This is a genomic window from Rhodococcus sp. NPDC059179 (genome assembly GCF_042754885.1).
Lineage (GTDB): Bacteria > Actinomycetota > Actinomycetes > Mycobacteriales > Mycobacteriaceae > Rhodococcus_G.
Genome location: NZ_JBHZBV010000007.1, coordinates 25673 through 40181 on the forward strand (window position 1 = coordinate 25673; position 14509 = coordinate 40181).

Annotated in this window: 15 protein-coding genes and 1 tRNA gene; 8 read left to right on the forward strand and 8 right to left on the reverse strand. The window is 69.2% G+C overall.

All coding sequences use genetic code 11. The features are described 5' to 3' along the window. Positions 1-69 precede the first annotated feature (69 nt). Positions 70-981, forward strand: a complete 912-nt coding sequence (locus ACFXMV_RS15325; RefSeq protein ID WP_378503077.1) for a DUF3105 domain-containing protein — start codon at positions 70-72, stop codon at positions 979-981. Between the two features lies 1 nt (position 982). After that, positions 983-1741 (forward strand): DUF305 domain-containing protein, encoded by a 759-nt coding sequence (locus ACFXMV_RS15330; protein ID WP_378503076.1) that lies wholly within the window; start codon positions 983-985, stop codon positions 1739-1741. A gap of 20 nt (positions 1742-1761) precedes the next feature. On the opposite strand, the gene ACFXMV_RS15335 is transcribed toward ACFXMV_RS15330, so the two are convergent. Beyond that, complete coding sequence (locus ACFXMV_RS15335) at positions 1762-2691, reverse strand: alpha/beta fold hydrolase (protein ID WP_378503075.1); 930 nt, start codon at positions 2689-2691, stop codon at positions 1762-1764. 165 nt (positions 2692-2856) lie between these two features. On the opposite strand from ACFXMV_RS15335, the gene ACFXMV_RS15340 reads away from it, so the two are divergent. Continuing rightward, a tRNA-Arg gene (locus tag ACFXMV_RS15340) sits at positions 2857-2932 on the forward strand. Positions 2933-3051: 119 nt separating this feature from the next. Here the strand turns inward: ACFXMV_RS15340 and ACFXMV_RS15345 are convergent. The 6 genes from ACFXMV_RS15345 to ACFXMV_RS15370 all read right to left on the reverse strand — a co-directional run bounded on the left by ACFXMV_RS15345 (position 3052) and on the right by ACFXMV_RS15370 (position 9671). Next, positions 3052-3420, reverse strand: a complete 369-nt coding sequence (locus ACFXMV_RS15345) for a nuclear transport factor 2 family protein (protein WP_378498854.1) — start codon at positions 3418-3420, stop codon at positions 3052-3054. A 96-nt stretch (positions 3421-3516) separates the two neighbouring features. Further along, positions 3517-4581 (reverse strand): winged helix DNA-binding domain-containing protein, encoded by a 1065-nt coding sequence (locus ACFXMV_RS15350; RefSeq protein WP_378498853.1) that lies wholly within the window; start codon positions 4579-4581, stop codon positions 3517-3519. A gap of 76 nt (positions 4582-4657) precedes the next feature. After that, the gene (locus ACFXMV_RS15355) at positions 4658-5806 is read right to left on the reverse strand and encodes a 3'(2'),5'-bisphosphate nucleotidase CysQ (RefSeq protein WP_378498852.1); all 1149 of its coding nucleotides are present in this window, start codon (positions 5804-5806) and stop codon (positions 4658-4660) included. Next, complete coding sequence (cysN, locus tag ACFXMV_RS15360; protein WP_378503074.1) at positions 5803-7665, reverse strand: sulfate adenylyltransferase subunit CysN; 1863 nt, start codon at positions 7663-7665, stop codon at positions 5803-5805. The genes ACFXMV_RS15355 and cysN overlap by 4 nt, the downstream gene beginning before the upstream one ends. Further along, complete coding sequence (cysD, locus tag ACFXMV_RS15365) at positions 7665-8591, reverse strand: sulfate adenylyltransferase subunit CysD (protein ID WP_378498850.1); 927 nt, start codon at positions 8589-8591, stop codon at positions 7665-7667. The genes cysN and cysD overlap by 1 nt, the downstream gene beginning before the upstream one ends. Positions 8592-8687: 96 nt before the next feature. Beyond that, the gene (locus ACFXMV_RS15370; RefSeq protein WP_378498849.1) at positions 8688-9671 is read right to left on the reverse strand and encodes an IclR family transcriptional regulator; all 984 of its coding nucleotides are present in this window, start codon (positions 9669-9671) and stop codon (positions 8688-8690) included. Positions 9672-9763: 92 nt separating this feature from the next. Between ACFXMV_RS15370 and ACFXMV_RS15375 the strand changes: the two genes are divergently transcribed. Genes ACFXMV_RS15375 through ACFXMV_RS15385 form a run of 3 tightly spaced genes read left to right on the forward strand, consistent with a single transcriptional unit; the run spans position 9764 to position 12915 of the window. After that, the gene (locus tag ACFXMV_RS15375) at positions 9764-10930 is read left to right on the forward strand and encodes a hypothetical protein (RefSeq protein WP_378498848.1); all 1167 of its coding nucleotides are present in this window, start codon (positions 9764-9766) and stop codon (positions 10928-10930) included. Positions 10931-10937: 7 nt separating this feature from the next. After that, the gene (locus ACFXMV_RS15380; RefSeq protein WP_378498847.1) at positions 10938-11720 is read left to right on the forward strand and encodes an SDR family oxidoreductase; all 783 of its coding nucleotides are present in this window, start codon (positions 10938-10940) and stop codon (positions 11718-11720) included. 43 nt (positions 11721-11763) lie between these two features. Next, positions 11764-12915 carry a sulfotransferase family protein gene (locus tag ACFXMV_RS15385; protein WP_378498846.1) on the forward strand — a complete coding sequence of 384 codons (1152 nt, stop codon included), beginning with the start codon at positions 11764-11766 and terminating at the stop codon, positions 12913-12915. Between the two features lie 22 nt (positions 12916-12937). On the opposite strand, the gene ACFXMV_RS15390 is transcribed toward ACFXMV_RS15385, so the two are convergent. Next, on the reverse strand, positions 12938-13474 hold the full coding sequence (locus ACFXMV_RS15390; protein ID WP_378498845.1) for a low molecular weight phosphatase family protein: 537 nt from the start codon (positions 13472-13474) through the stop codon (positions 12938-12940). 213 nt (positions 13475-13687) lie between these two features. Between ACFXMV_RS15390 and ACFXMV_RS15395 the strand changes: the two genes are divergently transcribed. Continuing rightward, the gene (locus ACFXMV_RS15395) at positions 13688-14167 is read left to right on the forward strand and encodes a Zn-ribbon domain-containing OB-fold protein (protein WP_378498844.1); all 480 of its coding nucleotides are present in this window, start codon (positions 13688-13690) and stop codon (positions 14165-14167) included. Beyond that, a complete protein-coding gene (locus ACFXMV_RS15400) occupies positions 14167-14493 on the forward strand; it encodes a hypothetical protein (protein WP_378498843.1) in 327 nt (108 codons plus the stop codon). Before ACFXMV_RS15395 ends, ACFXMV_RS15400 begins: the two co-directional genes overlap by 1 nt. The last annotated feature ends 16 nt before the right edge of the window (positions 14494-14509 follow it).

Genomic DNA, 14509 nt, shown 5'->3' on the forward strand with positions numbered 1-14509 from the left:
GTAGAGTGACCCCGGCGGGGCCCACCTCCGCCGTCCCTGACTGTCCCACCACCGAAAGAGCACTCACCGATGCCAAGCGGTTCGGAAAATCGCGGCGCCAAGAACTCCGGCGCCAAGTCAGCCAAGGCCATCAAAGCCGCCAACAAGAGTGCCGGCGGCGCCAAGCCCAAGGCCGGGCTCCCCAAGCAACGCCACATCCCGTGGATGACCATCGGTGCGGTGGTGGCCGTCCTGGCCCTGATCGCCGTGCTCGCGGTGAACCTGTTCCCGAAGTACCAGGACAAGGCCGAGGCCGACAAGTTCGCGCCGAGCGCCGAGAACAAGGATCCCTCGACCGGGATCGAGGGCGTCGTGAAGAACGACTACCCGGCCGCGCTGCACGTGAGCGCGACGCAGCGGGTGGCCTACGACCAGAACCCGCCGTTCGGTGGCCCCCACGACGCGACGTGGGCCACCTGCACCGGCATCGTGTACCCGAACGCGATCCGCACCGAGAACGCCGTGCACTCGCTCGAGCACGGCGCCGTGTGGATCACCTACAACCCCGACAAGATCTCCGACGAGCAGCGGGACGCGCTCGTCGATCGGGTGGACGGCAAGTCCTACATGCTGATGTCGCCGTACCCGGGACTGGACTCCCCGATCGCCCTGCAGAGCTGGGGCCACCAGCTGAAGCTCGACGACGCGAACGACCCGCGGATCAATCAGTTCATCGCCGCCCTGCGGCTGAACAACTTCGGGGTCTACCCCGAGGTGGGCGCCAGCTGCTCGACCATCCCGGGCGCGTTCGACCCGGACAACCCGCCCGCGTTCGACGGCTCGGCGCCGGGCCCCGACGCGGTGCCGATGGACGGCGCGGGCCTGACCCCCGACCAGGGCGAGCTGGGCACCGGCGGTCTGCCCGGCGGCCTGCCGACCGACCTCCAGGTCCCGCCTGCCGCGCCCGCCGCACCGGCACCCGCCCCCGCGCCGGCCGGCTGAGATGGCCGATCACGTAGGGCCCGATCGCGTGGAGGCCGATCAGGCGCCGGGCACCGGCAAGCGCAGTCAACGCACCGCGCTCGCCGTGCTCGGCCTGATCGCCGCCGTCGCGATCGGGTTCGCGATCGGATTCCTGGCGACCCTGCCGCTGCGTGACGGCGGCGCCGACAATCCGGGCGCCGGATCGGTGGACGTCGGGTTCGCGCAGGACATGGGCGTGCACCACAACCAGGCGGTGGAGATGTCGGCGATCGCGATCGCCAATGCCACCGACCCGATGGTCCGCGACCTCGCGTACGACATCCTGACCACCCAGCAGAACCAGATCGGCCAGATGACCGGCTGGCTCTCGCTGTGGGATCAGCCGCTGCTCCCGACCGGCGACTACATGACGTGGATGAGCTCGGACGGCGACGGTCACGGGGCCGACGGACACGGAGCCGACGGCCACGACATGGGCGCCATGACGTCCGCCGCCGGGGAGCCCGCGTCGACGGGCCCGATGCCCGGCATGGCCAGCTCCGAGGACATGTCCGCGCTGCGGCAGGCCCGCGGTCCGGCCGCCGACGTGCTCTACCTGCAGCTGATGCTGCGTCATCACCAGGGCGGACTGCCGATGATGGAGTACGGGGCACAGCACGCGGAGGTTCCGACCGTCCAGATGCTGGCCCAGACCATGGTCGACACCCAGCAGAGCGAGGCGGACCGGATCACCGGCATGCTCAGGGAGAAGGGCGCGGCGCCCCTGCCGATGAACTAGGGCAGCCCGGGGGGCGCCGCCTACCTGGCGCCCCCCGGCGCCACGAACGGCGTCAACGCGGCGACGAACTCCTCGGGCTGTTCGATCATCGGGCTGTGTCCGGAGTTCTCGATCACCACGGGCGGCAGCCCCGCGCTGCCGTAGCGTGCGACGTTCACCTCGGTCGGCGTCAGGACGTCGGTCGCACCCCACACGACGAGGACCGGCTTGCCGAGGTCGGCAAGCCGGTCGGCCGCGGCGCGCTCGTCGTTGAGATCGTCGCCTGCACTGGACTTGCACACACCCCGGTGGGTGAGCTGCTCGAGCGACCGGTGCGCGAGGTCCGGCACGGTGAAACCGGCGTCGAATCCTGTCTGCAGCGAGCTGTCGGTCATGGCATCGACGCCGCGAAACCGGTCGAGAACGGCGCCGATGATCGGCCAGCAGCCGACCTGTGCCAACGCCGGCCGGTCGAGGAGATCCTTGTCCCCGTACGTGTCGACCACCGCGACGCGCTCCACGAGGTGCGGCTCGCGCTCTGCGATCGCCGTCGCAACGTGGCCACCCATCGAATGCCCGACCAGCACCGCACGGCGCACACCCAGGGCCTCCAGCGCCCGCGTGACGGCCTGCGCCTGGCCTGCGGCGCCGTAGTCGTCATCGTCGCCCGGGGCGTCGGAGCCGCCGTGCCCGACCAGGTCGATCGCGACCACACGGTGACCGGTCGAGGCGAGAGGCTGCGCGACCTGCTCCCACCACTCGATCGAGGCGGAGTAGCCGTGCAGCAGGACGATCGCCCTGTCGCCGGGAGGCCCGTACTCGCGCACGTTCAGGTCCGGACCGTCGAGCTCGATCACCCGGCCAGCCGCGAACGACTCAGCGTTCCGGGTGTCGCGTGATACCAGGAACGCGTTGACCAGCAAGAGCGCCAGCAATCCCACGACGATGGCTGCGGTGATCCGGAGTTTCATCGCGGTCACGCTACCCGTTCAATCCGACTGAACCAGTGTGACATTGGGGCGACACCCCGACTCCGCACCAGCGCTCCGGGGTGTGATGTCAGGCCGTTTATGGATTCCCGCGCTCCATGCGCTACGCTAAGCCCGCCCAATGGCACACCGGATCTTTCCCGGTGCGCCCCCGTAGCTCAGGGGATAGAGCGTTCGCCTCCGGAGCGAAAGGCCGCAGGTTCGAATCCTGCCGGGGGCACCACCATCACTTCGAAACACTGATGGATTGGTGCAATTCTCAGCGGATTTCTCTCACACTCTGCGGCGCGAATGCGCGGAAACCGCCATTGCTCGCGCAGAGTGTGAGAGAAATGCGGTCCGCTAGCCTGCGAGCGCGGTCAGCGGAGCCATGTCGAAGTAGTCCCGCCACGCCGCGATCTTGCCGTCCGGCGCGATCTCGAAGACACCGACCACCGGCAGGTCGATCTGCTTGCCGTTGATGGCGAACACGTCGGTGCGCTCGTTCATCACCACCGCGCCGTTGGCCACCTGGTGGTGCACGTTGAACACGATCCCTCCGAACGATCCGACGAATCCCGTGATGAAATCCTTGATCGCGGCCTTCCCGACGACCGGTTCCATCGGAATGTTGTGGTAGACGGCGTCTTCCGCGAAGTACTCCACGATCGCATCGGGATCGCCCTGTGCCCAGCGCGCGCAGAACTCGGTGACGATGGACTCCGGATTCATGGTTCTCCTTCGGTTGTGATTTACGGGTGCCGACACCTTCTCACGCGGCTCCGCCGCCGGTGCGCGTGTTTCACCCCGGTTGGGGGTACAACTCACTCACGGTCGCTCGATCCGCAACTCCAGGAACTCCCCGTACCGCCGCAGCTCCGCGTCCAGCGCCGCCGTCTCGCGCGCCGTCAACGCCCTGCCCAGCTCCATGTCGATGGTCGCGGACCGGGCGGACAGTGTGTGCTTCCAGCGCCCCACCACCCGCCCGTCGACGAGGACCGCGTGCATGTATCTCGGCTCACCGCGCTCGGCCAGATCGGGTTCGACCAGGTAGCCCTTCGTTTCGGTGTACGACATGATGCACTCGTCGTACCCCTGGACCAGGTCCACGACGGGCGGCCGCGGCGGGGTGTCCTTCCTGGGCGGATACCAGAGCGCGAGCCCCTCGACCTCGTCCACCCGGAACTCGTCCGCGACCGCGTCGATACCGGACCGGCAGTCGGCGACCGTCAGGCCCGACCACCGGGCGAGATCGCGGACCGTCGCCGGTCCCCTGCTGGCGAGATATCGCCGGGCCAGCTGCGCGAGGGCCGCGTCCCGTCCGAGCGGATCGCTCGCCTGCACCCGCTCACCGAACGCCGCGTAGGTGTGCTGCCTGCCCTTCGGCACACCGCTGATCACCACCCGGTCCAGCTCCGCGCACATGAGGATGTAACCGAGCCGCAGGCCGTCCGCCTCGACCCCGGCGGCGTGCAGCATCGCACCGATCTGCCTGCGCGTCAGGTGGTTTCCGCCGTCCACCGCCGCCGCGATCAGCTCCCCGGTCTTCGCGAGGGTGGCGTCGTCCAGTTCCAGCTTGCGCAGGTAGTAGCCGTTGACCGCATGCACCCGCGGCGCGGTCAGATCCAGCAGCCAGCTCGCGTCCTCCGGGGTGACGAAGTGCCAGGTCGGTCGCAGCAGGTGGGTGCGCAGGATCGACCCCTGCGCGTAGGCGGCCGCGATGTCCGCCTCGACGACGGTTCGGGTTCGTTGCGCCAGCGCCCATTTCGCGTACGCGAACTCCTGTGCCTGCACGGCTACCAGCGCCCCGAGCACCTCGGGGGCCGTCCGCAGCGGCGCGCCCCACAGGTGCTGGTTTCGCATCCGTCGCGGCAGAACCTGGGCCCGGTCCACAATCGGAACGATAGGCCACTGTGCGCGCGTCTCACCCCTACTGGGGTACGACACACTCACGGGTGGCGGAGCCGCGTCACCCGGGCATGTGCGGCTCGATGATCGCCAGGATCGACTCGATCTCCCCGCCCGGCACCGCGAAGTGTTCGGTGATCGCGACGGTGATGACGTGCTCCCCGGCGCCCATGTCGAGCAGGAACCGGGCCACCACGTTCGGCCCCCACTCCCGGAACTCGAGGTCCCGAATCCCGGTGATCGGCTTGTACTGATCGCCGTGCTCGAGCTCCGCGATGATCAGCGGCCCCGAATCGCCTGTGCGCTGGCCGTTCTCGACCCGGAAGCAGTCCCGCGCCAGACGGACCTTGCTCGCGTCGTGGCTGACCAGGCTGTCCAGATACTCCCGCACCATCGCCACGCGCGGGCTCTCCGCAGGCGCGCCGGTCAGCTCCGCGATCCCGGCGAGCAGCGGCAGGGCCAGCTCCGGTCGGCAGATGACGAGATCCGGCAGGTAGGGGTGCGCCTCGTTGTAGGCCAGCGGTGTCCCGTCGATCCGCGAGCAGTGCAGGCCGGCCGCGAGGGCGACCCCGACCGGGGCCGCCGAGTCCCACTCCCACTGGCCGCCGGCGTGAACGTAGGCGTCGGCCTCGCCGCGCAGCACCGCCATCGCCTTGGCCCCGGCCGACCCCATCGGCGCGACGTCGGCGCCGATCCGCTCGGCGAGCGCGCCGATGAACTCGGGAGGGCGGCTGTCGCTGACCAGGATTCGCGGCCGCGTCGCCGACTCCGGCCGCGGGCGGGCCAGCCCGGTCCGATCCGCCATTTGCGACGATCCGCTCACGTAGACCTCGCCCAGCGCCGGCTGGGCGACGGCGGCCGCGGTGATGCCCGCGCCGCGTTCCCACAGCGCGACGTGGACCGCCCAGTCCGGTCGCCCGGGCAGCCCGTACTCGCGCGAGCCGTCCAGCGGATCGATGATCCACACCCGCGGATTGCTCAGGCGTGCAGGGTCATCGGCGGACTCCTCGGAGAGCACCGCATCACCCGGACGCAGCTCACCGAGCAGCCGCAGCAGCAGCGTGTTCGCCTCCTTGTCGCCCCTGCGCCCGAGTTCGCGCGCCTGCGCCTTCTCGAGCGGGGCCTCCCCCAGCTCGCGGTTCCTGAGCTCGAGCAGGAGTTCGCCCGCCCGGGAGGCGAGTTCGCTCGCGAGTGCGGCATCGGTGGTCATCGGTTGAGATACTCCATGATCGCGGCGGCCTGGGCGACGGGATCGCCGTCCTCGGGGCGCAGCACCAACTCGGCGTTCCCCGGCGCCTCGTACGGATCGTCGACGCCGGTGAAGCCGGTGATCTCCCCCGCCCGCGCCCTGGCGTACATGCCCTTCGGGTCGCGCGACTCGCACACCTCGACGGGGGTGTCGATGAACACCTCGACGAACGGCAGCCCCGCCGCGACGTGCTGGGCCCGCACCCGGTCCCGGTCCTCCCGGTAGGGACTGATCAGCGAGGCGACCGCGACCATCCCCGCGTCGGCCAGCAGCCGCGCGACCTCGCCGACCCGTCGGACGTTCTCTGCCCGGTCCGACGCGCCGAAGCCGAGGTCGGCGTTGAGCCCGTGCCGCAGGTTGTCCCCGTCCAGCCGGTAGGCCGGCACCCCCGAGGCCACCAGCCGGCGCTCGAGCTCGACTGCGACCGTGGACTTCCCGGACGCGGACAGCCCGGTCAGCCACACCGTCGCGCCCCGGGTGGCCCGCTCGGTGCGGGCGACCGCCGCCGCGTGCCAGACGACCCGCGATTCCTTGAGCGTCGGCCCGGTGATCATGCCGGCCGCGACGGTGTTGCCGGTCGACTCGTCGACCAGGATGAAGCTGCCGGTGACCCGGCTGCGGCGGTACGGGTCGAACAGCAGCGGCTGCTGCGTCTTGAGCTGGATGCGGCCGATCTCGTTGAGCGACAAAGACTGCGCGGACTCGTCCCGATGCAGGGTGTTGACGTCGAGCCGGTAGTCGAGCCGGACCACCTGCGCCTTGGTCGACTTGGTGGTGTGCAGCAGCGTGTACCGCGTGTTCTCGGAGAGCGAGGATTGTTCGGTCAGCCAACAGACCATGGCGTCGATCTCCTGACCGACCTGCGGGCGGTTGTTCGGCCTGCAGAGCACGTCACCGCGGCTGACGTCGAGGTTGTCGGTCAGCGAGATGGTCACCGCGGACGGGGCGAACGCCTCATCGATCATCGTGCCGCCCGGACCGAAGATCGACTCGATCGTCGAGGTGAAGCCCGAGGGCAGCACCACGACCTCGTCACCCGGCTTGAACACGCCGCTCGCGACGGTGCCCGCGTAGCCGCGGAAATCGTGCAGCTCCGCGTCGGTCTGACGCTGCGGCCGGATCACGTACTGCACCGGGAACCGTGCGTCGATGAGGTTGCGGTCCGAGGCGATGTGCACGTCCTCGAGGTGGTGCAGCAGCGACGACCCCTCGTACCAGGGCATGTTCTCGGTGCGGGTGACGATGTTGTCGCCCTTGAGCGCGGAGACCGGGATGAAGGTCAGGTCGTGCACGTCGAGCTTGATCGCGAACTGCCGGAACTCCTCCTTGATCTTCTCGAAGCGCTCCTGCGACCAGTCCACCAGGTCCATCTTGTTGACACACAGCACCAGGTGCGGGATCCCGAGGAGCGTGGACAGGAAGGCGTGCCTGCGGGTCTGCTCGAGCACGCCCTTACGCGCGTCGACCAGGATCAGCGCGAGGTCCGCGGTGGACGCCCCGGTGACCATGTTCCGGGTGTACTGCTCGTGGCCGGGGGTGTCGGCGATGATGAACTTGCGGTGCGGGGTGGCGAAGTACCGGTGCGCCACGTCGATGGTGATGCCCTGCTCCCGCTCGGCACGCAGTCCGTCGGTGAGCAGGGCGAGGTTGGCGTACTCGTCGCCGCGTTCGCGGCTGCTGCGCTCGACCGCCTCGAGCTGGTCCTCGAAGATCGATTTGGAGTCGTAGAGCAGCCGCCCGATCAGCGTCGACTTCCCGTCGTCGACGCTGCCCGCGGTCGCGACGCGAAGCAGCTGGAGCGCGTGGTGGGACTGCGGCATCAGAAGTACCCCTCCTTCTTGCGGTCTTCCATCCCGGCCTCGGAGATCCGGTCGTCGGCCCGGGTGGCACCGCGCTCGGTGATGCGGCTGGCCGCCACCTCGGTGACGACGGCGGCCGCAGTGGTCGCCGAGGACTCCACGCAGCCGGTGCAGGTGGCGTCGCCGACGGTCCGGAACCGGACCAGCTCCTCGTACGGTTCCTCCCCTGGCAGCAGGGTCAGGAATCTGGTGTGCGCGAGCAGCATTCCGTCGCGCGGCACGACCTGCCTGCGGTGTGCGTAGTAGATGGCCGGCAGCTCGATCTCCTCCTCGAGGATGTACTGCCAGATGTCGAGTTCGGTCCAGTTCGACAGCGGAAACACCCGAATGTGTTCGCCCTTGCGGTGTTTGCCGTTGTAGAGGTTCCACAGCTCCGGTCGTTGCGCGCGCGGGTCCCACTGCCCGAACTCGTCGCGGAAGCTGAACACCCGTTCCTTGGCGCGGGCCTTCTCCTCGTCGCGACGGGCGCCGCCGAAGACCGCGTCGAACTCGTTGTCGCGGATGCCGCGGAGCAGCGCGTGCGTCTGCAGCCGGTTGCGGCTGGCCCTGGGGCCGCTCTCCTCGGTGACGCGGCCCGCGTCGATGTCGTCCTGCACGCTCGAGACCACGAGGCGGAGGCCGGACTCCAGGGCCACGCGGTCCCGGAACTCGATCACCTCGTCGAAGTTGTGGCCGGTGTCGACGTGCATCACCGCGAAGGGCAGCGGCGCAGGCCAGAACGCCTTGGCCGCGACGTGCAGCATCACCACCGAGTCCTTGCCCCCGGAGAACAGCAGGACGGGACGCTCGAAGGTGGCGGCCACCTCTCGGAAAATGTGCACCGCCTCGGCCTCGAGCGCGCCCAGGTGGGACAGCTCGTAGGCGGGTGGGGCGTGACGGGCTGGCATGTGCGGCTCCTCGACTGTATCGGGGTCCGAGCATCGGTACATTTTTGTACCGATATGGTTCGAAAGCTGAAGTCTGAGCCGAGAATAGAACGCGTTCTAGGTTGGGTCAATCCCCCTGCCTGCCAACGGAACACTCGAATCCCCGCGTCGCTCCGGCCACCGCCCACCGACCTCGGCCGTCACCGCGTCGGCCGCCGCCGCGAGGGCGGTCCCCCGTCGCACGATCTCCGCGCCGCTGATCGACGAGCCGACGTCCAGCGTCAGGACCAGCGCCTGACGCCCGTCGGCGTCGTAGGTGGGCGCGGCGATCAGGCTCACCGGATACTCGGCGTCGGCGGCCGTCTCGCGCCCCAGGTACACGCGCTCACCCAGGCTCGAGACCATCTCGCCGAGCAGTTCGCGGATCTCCGACGGCAGGTCACGCCCGGCGACGCCCTGCATGAGCGAGAAGAGCCTGCGCCCCATCGGAGTGAGCCTCTCCACGAGATACCCGGCCCCGCGGCAATCCTCGACCACCTCGCGCAGCAGGTCGCGGTCGAGCACCACCGGCAGCGTCGGCTCGCGGCGCAGCCACGCCTCGAGGTCCTCGTCGGCGCTCCACAGCACGTACATGAGCCCGACGGGGGGTGCGAACGGGTACGCCTGCCCCACCCTGGCCCCGGTCCGACCGCCCGATTGCCCGGGCGGCATGGCCACCTCGAGGATCGTGATCCGGTCCCCCACCACCGCAGACGCCGTGCAGATGGACCCGAACTCGGCCGCGAGCCGGTCCAGGTGGCCGCGCGCGATCGGACCGACCGCGAAGCCCCGCTGCGCGGCCCGCCCGGCGGCGATCAGCGCGGGACCGAGCCCGTAGGTCTTGGACTCCGGATCGCGGGCGAGGTACCCCCCGGAGACCAGCGCCGACAGGATCCCCAGGCAGGTCGGCTTGCTGATCGACAGCGCCCGCGCCAGCTCGGACAGCCCGAATCGCTGATCCGGACGCGCGACAAGGTAGTCCAGCACCTGAATCACCCGCTCCGTCGGCGGGGAGCGACGTCCGGCGGCCGCGCCCGCGACTGCTTCCGGCTCCGAGACCATTGACCACTCCTTAGAACGCGTTCTATTGTCGGATCATCGTAGATCTACCCCTTAGGTACATATGTGTACCACTAGTACGCGAGGACACCAGTGTGCTGACAGAACCCCTGGCCGACGCCATCGCCGAGGCCGAGAAGCTGATCGAGTCCGCCCCCCACATCCGGTCCGAGCAGGACCGGCTCGAGGGCTACCAGTACCTCGCGGGCGGCATCCTGGCCACCGTGCACGCCGCGTGGGCGACCGAGAAGACCCACCCGACCTTCATCCAGGGCACCGGCCCGTACACGAAGATGGGCCTCGACAACCCGGACACCCTGTACTTCGGCGCGCGCATCAACGACGACGCCGAGTACGTCGTCACCGGGCGGCGCGGCACCACGGCCGACCTCAGCTTCCAGGTGCTCAGCGGCAACTACACCGACTCCAACGTCCCCGGCAGCGACGCGGCCTTCGACGACCGCGCCATCGACATCGAGCCGGACGGCAGCTTCGAGGTGCGGTTCGGGCCCGACGCGTCGAACGGGCGCCGCAACTACTTCACCCTGGCACCGGGCGCGTCACAGCTGGTGGTCCGCGAGGTCTACAGCGACTGGTCCCAGCGGCGCGGGACGGTCCGGATCGACCGGGTGGACCGGGTGGGGGTTCCCGGCGACGCCTTGACCCCGGAGGAAACCGCCAAGCGGTTCACCCGCGCGGGCAAGGCCCTGGTCAGCCGCGTCAAGACCTGGCTGCAGTTCCCGGAGTGGTTCTACCTGAAGCTTCCGGTGAACACCATGACCGAGCCGCGGCTCACGCCGGGCGGCCTGGCGACCCAGTTCTCCTCCGTCGGACACTACGAACTCGGCGACGACCAGGCAATGATCATCACGGTGCCGAAATCCGATGCGCCATACCAGGGTTTCCAGCTGGGCAGCATGTGGTACATCTCCCTGGACTACACCGGACACCAGACGTCATTGAACAACACCCAGGCCCAGGCGGACCCGGACGGCATGATCCGCATGGTCGTCTCGGAGCGGAACCCGGGTGTGGCCAACTGGATCGAGACGGTCGGCCACCCGCGCGGCATCCTGCAGTTCCGCTGGCAGCGCACCTCCCGGGAGTTCACCCCGGCCGACGGTCCGACGGTCGAGGTGGTCGGCATCGACGAGGTCGCCGCGAAACTGCCTTTCCACGAACAGAACAAGATCACGTCAGAGGACTGGACCGCCCGCATCGCGGCACGCCAGGCCGCAATCGCCGACCGGATGCTGGGGTAACACGGACATGAGCAATCTTCTGCAGGACAAGGTCGTTGTGATCTCGGGGGTGGGTCCCGCACTGGGGCGCACCCTGGCGCTGCGCTGCGCCGAGGCGGGCGCCGACCTGGTGCTGGCCGCCCGCACCCAGGCCCGCCTGGACGAGGTGGCCAAGGAGGTCACCGACCTCGGCAGGCGCGCGGTGACGGTGTCGACCGACATCACCGACCAGGCCTCCGCCGAGAACCTGATCGCCGCGAGCGTCGAGGCCTACGGCCGGGTGGACGTGCTGGTGAACAACGCGTTCTCGATCCCGTCGATGAAGCCCCTCGCGCGCACCGACTACCAGCACATCCGCGACAGCATCGAGCTCACCGTGCTCGGTGCGCTGCGGCTGACCCAGCTGTTCACCCCCGCGCTCGAGGAGAGCAAGGGCTCGGTGGTGAACATCAACTCGATGGTGCTGCGGCACTCCCAGGAGCGCTACGGCAGTTACAAGATGGCCAAGGCCGCGCTGCTCGCGATGTCGCAGTCCCTCGCCACCGAGCTGGGTCCCAAGGGAATCCGGATCAACTCGGTCGCGCCCGGCTACATCTGGGGCGACACCCTCAAGCAGTACTTCGAGCACCAGGCGAAGAAGTTCGGGATCACCGTCGAGCAGATCTACGAGCACACCGCGGCGGCGACCGACCTCAAGCGGCTGCCCGAGACGGAGGAGATCGCCGACGCGGTGATCTTCCTGGCGTCCCCGATGGCCAGCGCCATCACCGGGCAGTGCCTCGACGTCAACTGCGGCGAATTCCACCACTAAGCGTGGAGCCCGCGGAATGCCCATCCAATCTGGAGAGACGACCATGACTGAACGCAGCAAGCCCGAACGCACGACTGTCGGCACCGTCGAGGATCTGCACGCCTCCGCAACCCGGCTGACCGGCCTGACCGACTTCGGCGCCGACGACTACACCGAGGCACTGGGCGTCCTGCTCGACTCCTACGCCCGCGACGAGGACCTGACGCCGTTCGGCAGCAAGATCTCTCGGGTCTTCCTGCGCGGCGCGCTGGTCGCACGACTGCTGAGCGAGGCGGCGTGGAAGCAGCATCCCGAACACGCCGACGTGCCGATCGAGCGGCCGGTCTTCGTCACCGGCCTGCCCAGGACCGGCACCACCGCCCTGCACCGACTGCTCACCGTCGACCCGGCCCACCAGGGCCTGGAGATGTGGCTGACGGAGATGCCGCAGCCGCGTCCGCCGCGGGAGAGCTGGGACTCGAATCCGGTCTACCAGGCGATTGAGCAGCAGTTCAGCCAGCACCACGTCGAGCACCCCGAGTTCATGGGCGTGCACTACATGTCGGCGGGCGAGGTCGAGGAGTGCTGGCAGCTGCTGCGCCAGACGTTCAAGTCGGTGTCCTACGAGTGCCTGGCCAACCTGCCGACCTACTCGAAGTGGCTCGAGGGTCAGGACTGGACCAACGCCTATGCGCGGCACAAGAAGAACCTGCAGCTGATCGGGCTGCCGGATCGGGACCGCCGGTGGGTGCTGAAGAACCCGAGCCACCTGTTCGCCCTCGACGAGCTGATGGCGGTGTACCCGGACGCGTTGATCGTGCAGACCCACCGGCCGCCGAGCACGATCATGGCGTCGGCGTGCAGTCTCGCCGAGCAGGCCACCGAGGGCTGGTCCAACAGGTTCAAGGGTGAGGTGATCGGGCGCAGCCAGCTCGAACTCTGGGCCCGCGGACTGGAGACCTTCACCGCCGCCCGCGCGAAGTACGACCCGGCCCAGTTCATCGACGTCGACTTCGGAGACTTCCACGCCGACCCGCTCGGCACGGTCGAGGGCATCTACTCGCGCTTCGGCATTCCGCTGAGTTCTGGTGCTCAGCAGAACATGGAGGCCCTGCACTCCGACTCCCAGACCGGTGACCGAAAGCCGGTACACCGGTACACCCTCGAGGACTACGGACTGACGGGGGCGGAGGTCGACGAACGCTTCGGCGCCTGATCGGCTGCCCGATCCCCGCCCGTCACGCGACCTCGGACCATCCGGCGGCGTGCAGGGCGGGGATCACCTGCAGTAGCGCCTCCGCGATCTGCTCTCCCACCCGTTCGAACGCGTCGCCGCGCAGCCCCACCGGATCGCTGATCGACTCGCCGCGGCCGGGCCTGACGAGGTCCCGGCCCGCGGCCAGTTCGTCCACGGTCCGCGCCCCGGTCAGCCACACGATGCGGTGCGCCTCCGGCAGCGTGAAGGTGCGATGCGCGGCCGCAGGCCCCACCCGCACCGCCTCGTCCCGGACCGACTCCGACATGGCCAGCACCAGATCGGCCCGGTCGATCATCTCCGGCCGCAACCGGCGAGCGACGAAGCCCGACGGGTCACCGCCGAGCCCGCGGAGCACCTCGGCCGCCACCGGTTCCATCGGGAAGCCGACCAGCGCCCTGGTGCCGGCGCTCTCCGCGCTCAGGCCCGTCAGCCCCAGCTCCGAGGCAATGGCGACCGCGAGCCGCTCGGCGATGGCCGAACGGCACACGTTGCCGTTGCAGACGAACAAGACGTGCATGGCCGGGACTCTAGCGACGCCGATTGACCTCGGCGAGTTGAGAATTCGTCATTCGCGGTGGAATCGCCTGAGGTTCACCCGCCGTGCCCGAGGAGTTCATTCCCCAGCCCTCAGCCGGCAAGGTACGGCCGGCGCACGCTTGTCGACCGGGCGGAAACAGGTAGGTACGTACGTAGATCTACCGTCGCGGGAGGGGACAAACAAGGCGACAGTGTGATCTGTATCACCAACCGACACCCTGCCGAGGTCCCGATGCACCGACACCTACCCCCACCCACGACGTCCGACGCCGCACGGACGGCCACCGTCGAACCGGATGTTCTGCTCATCAAACGCTGCGCCGGCTGCGCCACCCTGCTCGCGCCGACGACGGTGACATGCGCTTGCTGCCACGGAACCGAGATGGGGGCGGTGCCGTCGTCCGGTATCGGGTCGATCGTGTCCTGGAAGGTGGCATCAGCTCCACCCGACGAACCACAGGCCTGCCCGCTACCCTCCGCCATCGCCATCGTCCGACTCGACGACGGCCCCCAGATCTATGCGTGGATCGAAGGCGAGGTCCCCGTGCTGTCCGATCCTCCCGTCCGGGTCCGGTTCCGGTCGGCGCTGCAGGGCGAGCGCTCCCCCGTATTCGCCGTCAGTTCGACCGCGATCACCGCGCCGACGGCGCCGTCGACGATGGGCGCGATCTGATGGCAGGCGCCGGGGACGACGCCGAGCGGATTCGAGCGCGGCGTCGAGCGTGCAGTCACCTCGAACGACTAGGCGCCATCAGTCCGTACGCCGCGCGGGTGATCGATTTCGCGATCACCTGGGCGCCGTTCGGCGGCGCGAGCAGGGCCGACCTGCTCGAAACCTTCGGGGTCACCCCCGCGCGATTCCTCCAACTACTCCACGAGTCGCTCGACCCGCACGGCGCCGCCGACGACGTCGGAACCCTCAAGCGCCAGTTGACCGACTCACTGCTGAGGGCGTGGACCGGCGTCAACCGCACGAGGATTCCCGTTCGGCACGTGTGACGGGCCAGCGGAGCAG

Coding starts and splice junctions, on each gene's coding strand:
- ACFXMV_RS15325 (WP_378503077.1), top strand. CDS start 70: ATGCCAAGCGGTTCGGAAAATCGCGGCGCCAAGAACTCCGGCGCCAAG.
- ACFXMV_RS15330 (WP_378503076.1), top strand. CDS start 983: ATGGCCGATCACGTAGGGCCCGATCGCGTGGAGGCCGATCAGGCGCCG.
- ACFXMV_RS15335 (WP_378503075.1), bottom strand. CDS start 2,691: ATGAAACTCCGGATCACCGCAGCCATCGTCGTGGGATTGCTGGCGCTC.
- ACFXMV_RS15345 (WP_378498854.1), bottom strand. CDS start 3,420: ATGAATCCGGAGTCCATCGTCACCGAGTTCTGCGCGCGCTGGGCACAG.
- ACFXMV_RS15355 (WP_378498852.1), bottom strand. CDS start 5,806: ATGACCACCGATGCCGCACTCGCGAGCGAACTCGCCTCCCGGGCGGGC.
- cysN (WP_378503074.1), bottom strand. CDS start 7,665: ATGCCGCAGTCCCACCACGCGCTCCAGCTGCTTCGCGTCGCGACCGCG.
- cysD (WP_378498850.1), bottom strand. CDS start 8,591: ATGCCAGCCCGTCACGCCCCACCCGCCTACGAGCTGTCCCACCTGGGC.
- ACFXMV_RS15370 (WP_378498849.1), bottom strand. CDS start 9,671: ATGGTCTCGGAGCCGGAAGCAGTCGCGGGCGCGGCCGCCGGACGTCGC.
- ACFXMV_RS15380 (WP_378498847.1), top strand. CDS start 10,938: ATGAGCAATCTTCTGCAGGACAAGGTCGTTGTGATCTCGGGGGTGGGT.
- ACFXMV_RS15385 (WP_378498846.1), top strand. CDS start 11,764: ATGACTGAACGCAGCAAGCCCGAACGCACGACTGTCGGCACCGTCGAG.
- ACFXMV_RS15390 (WP_378498845.1), bottom strand. CDS start 13,474: ATGCACGTCTTGTTCGTCTGCAACGGCAACGTGTGCCGTTCGGCCATC.
- ACFXMV_RS15400 (WP_378498843.1), top strand. CDS start 14,167: ATGGCAGGCGCCGGGGACGACGCCGAGCGGATTCGAGCGCGGCGTCGA.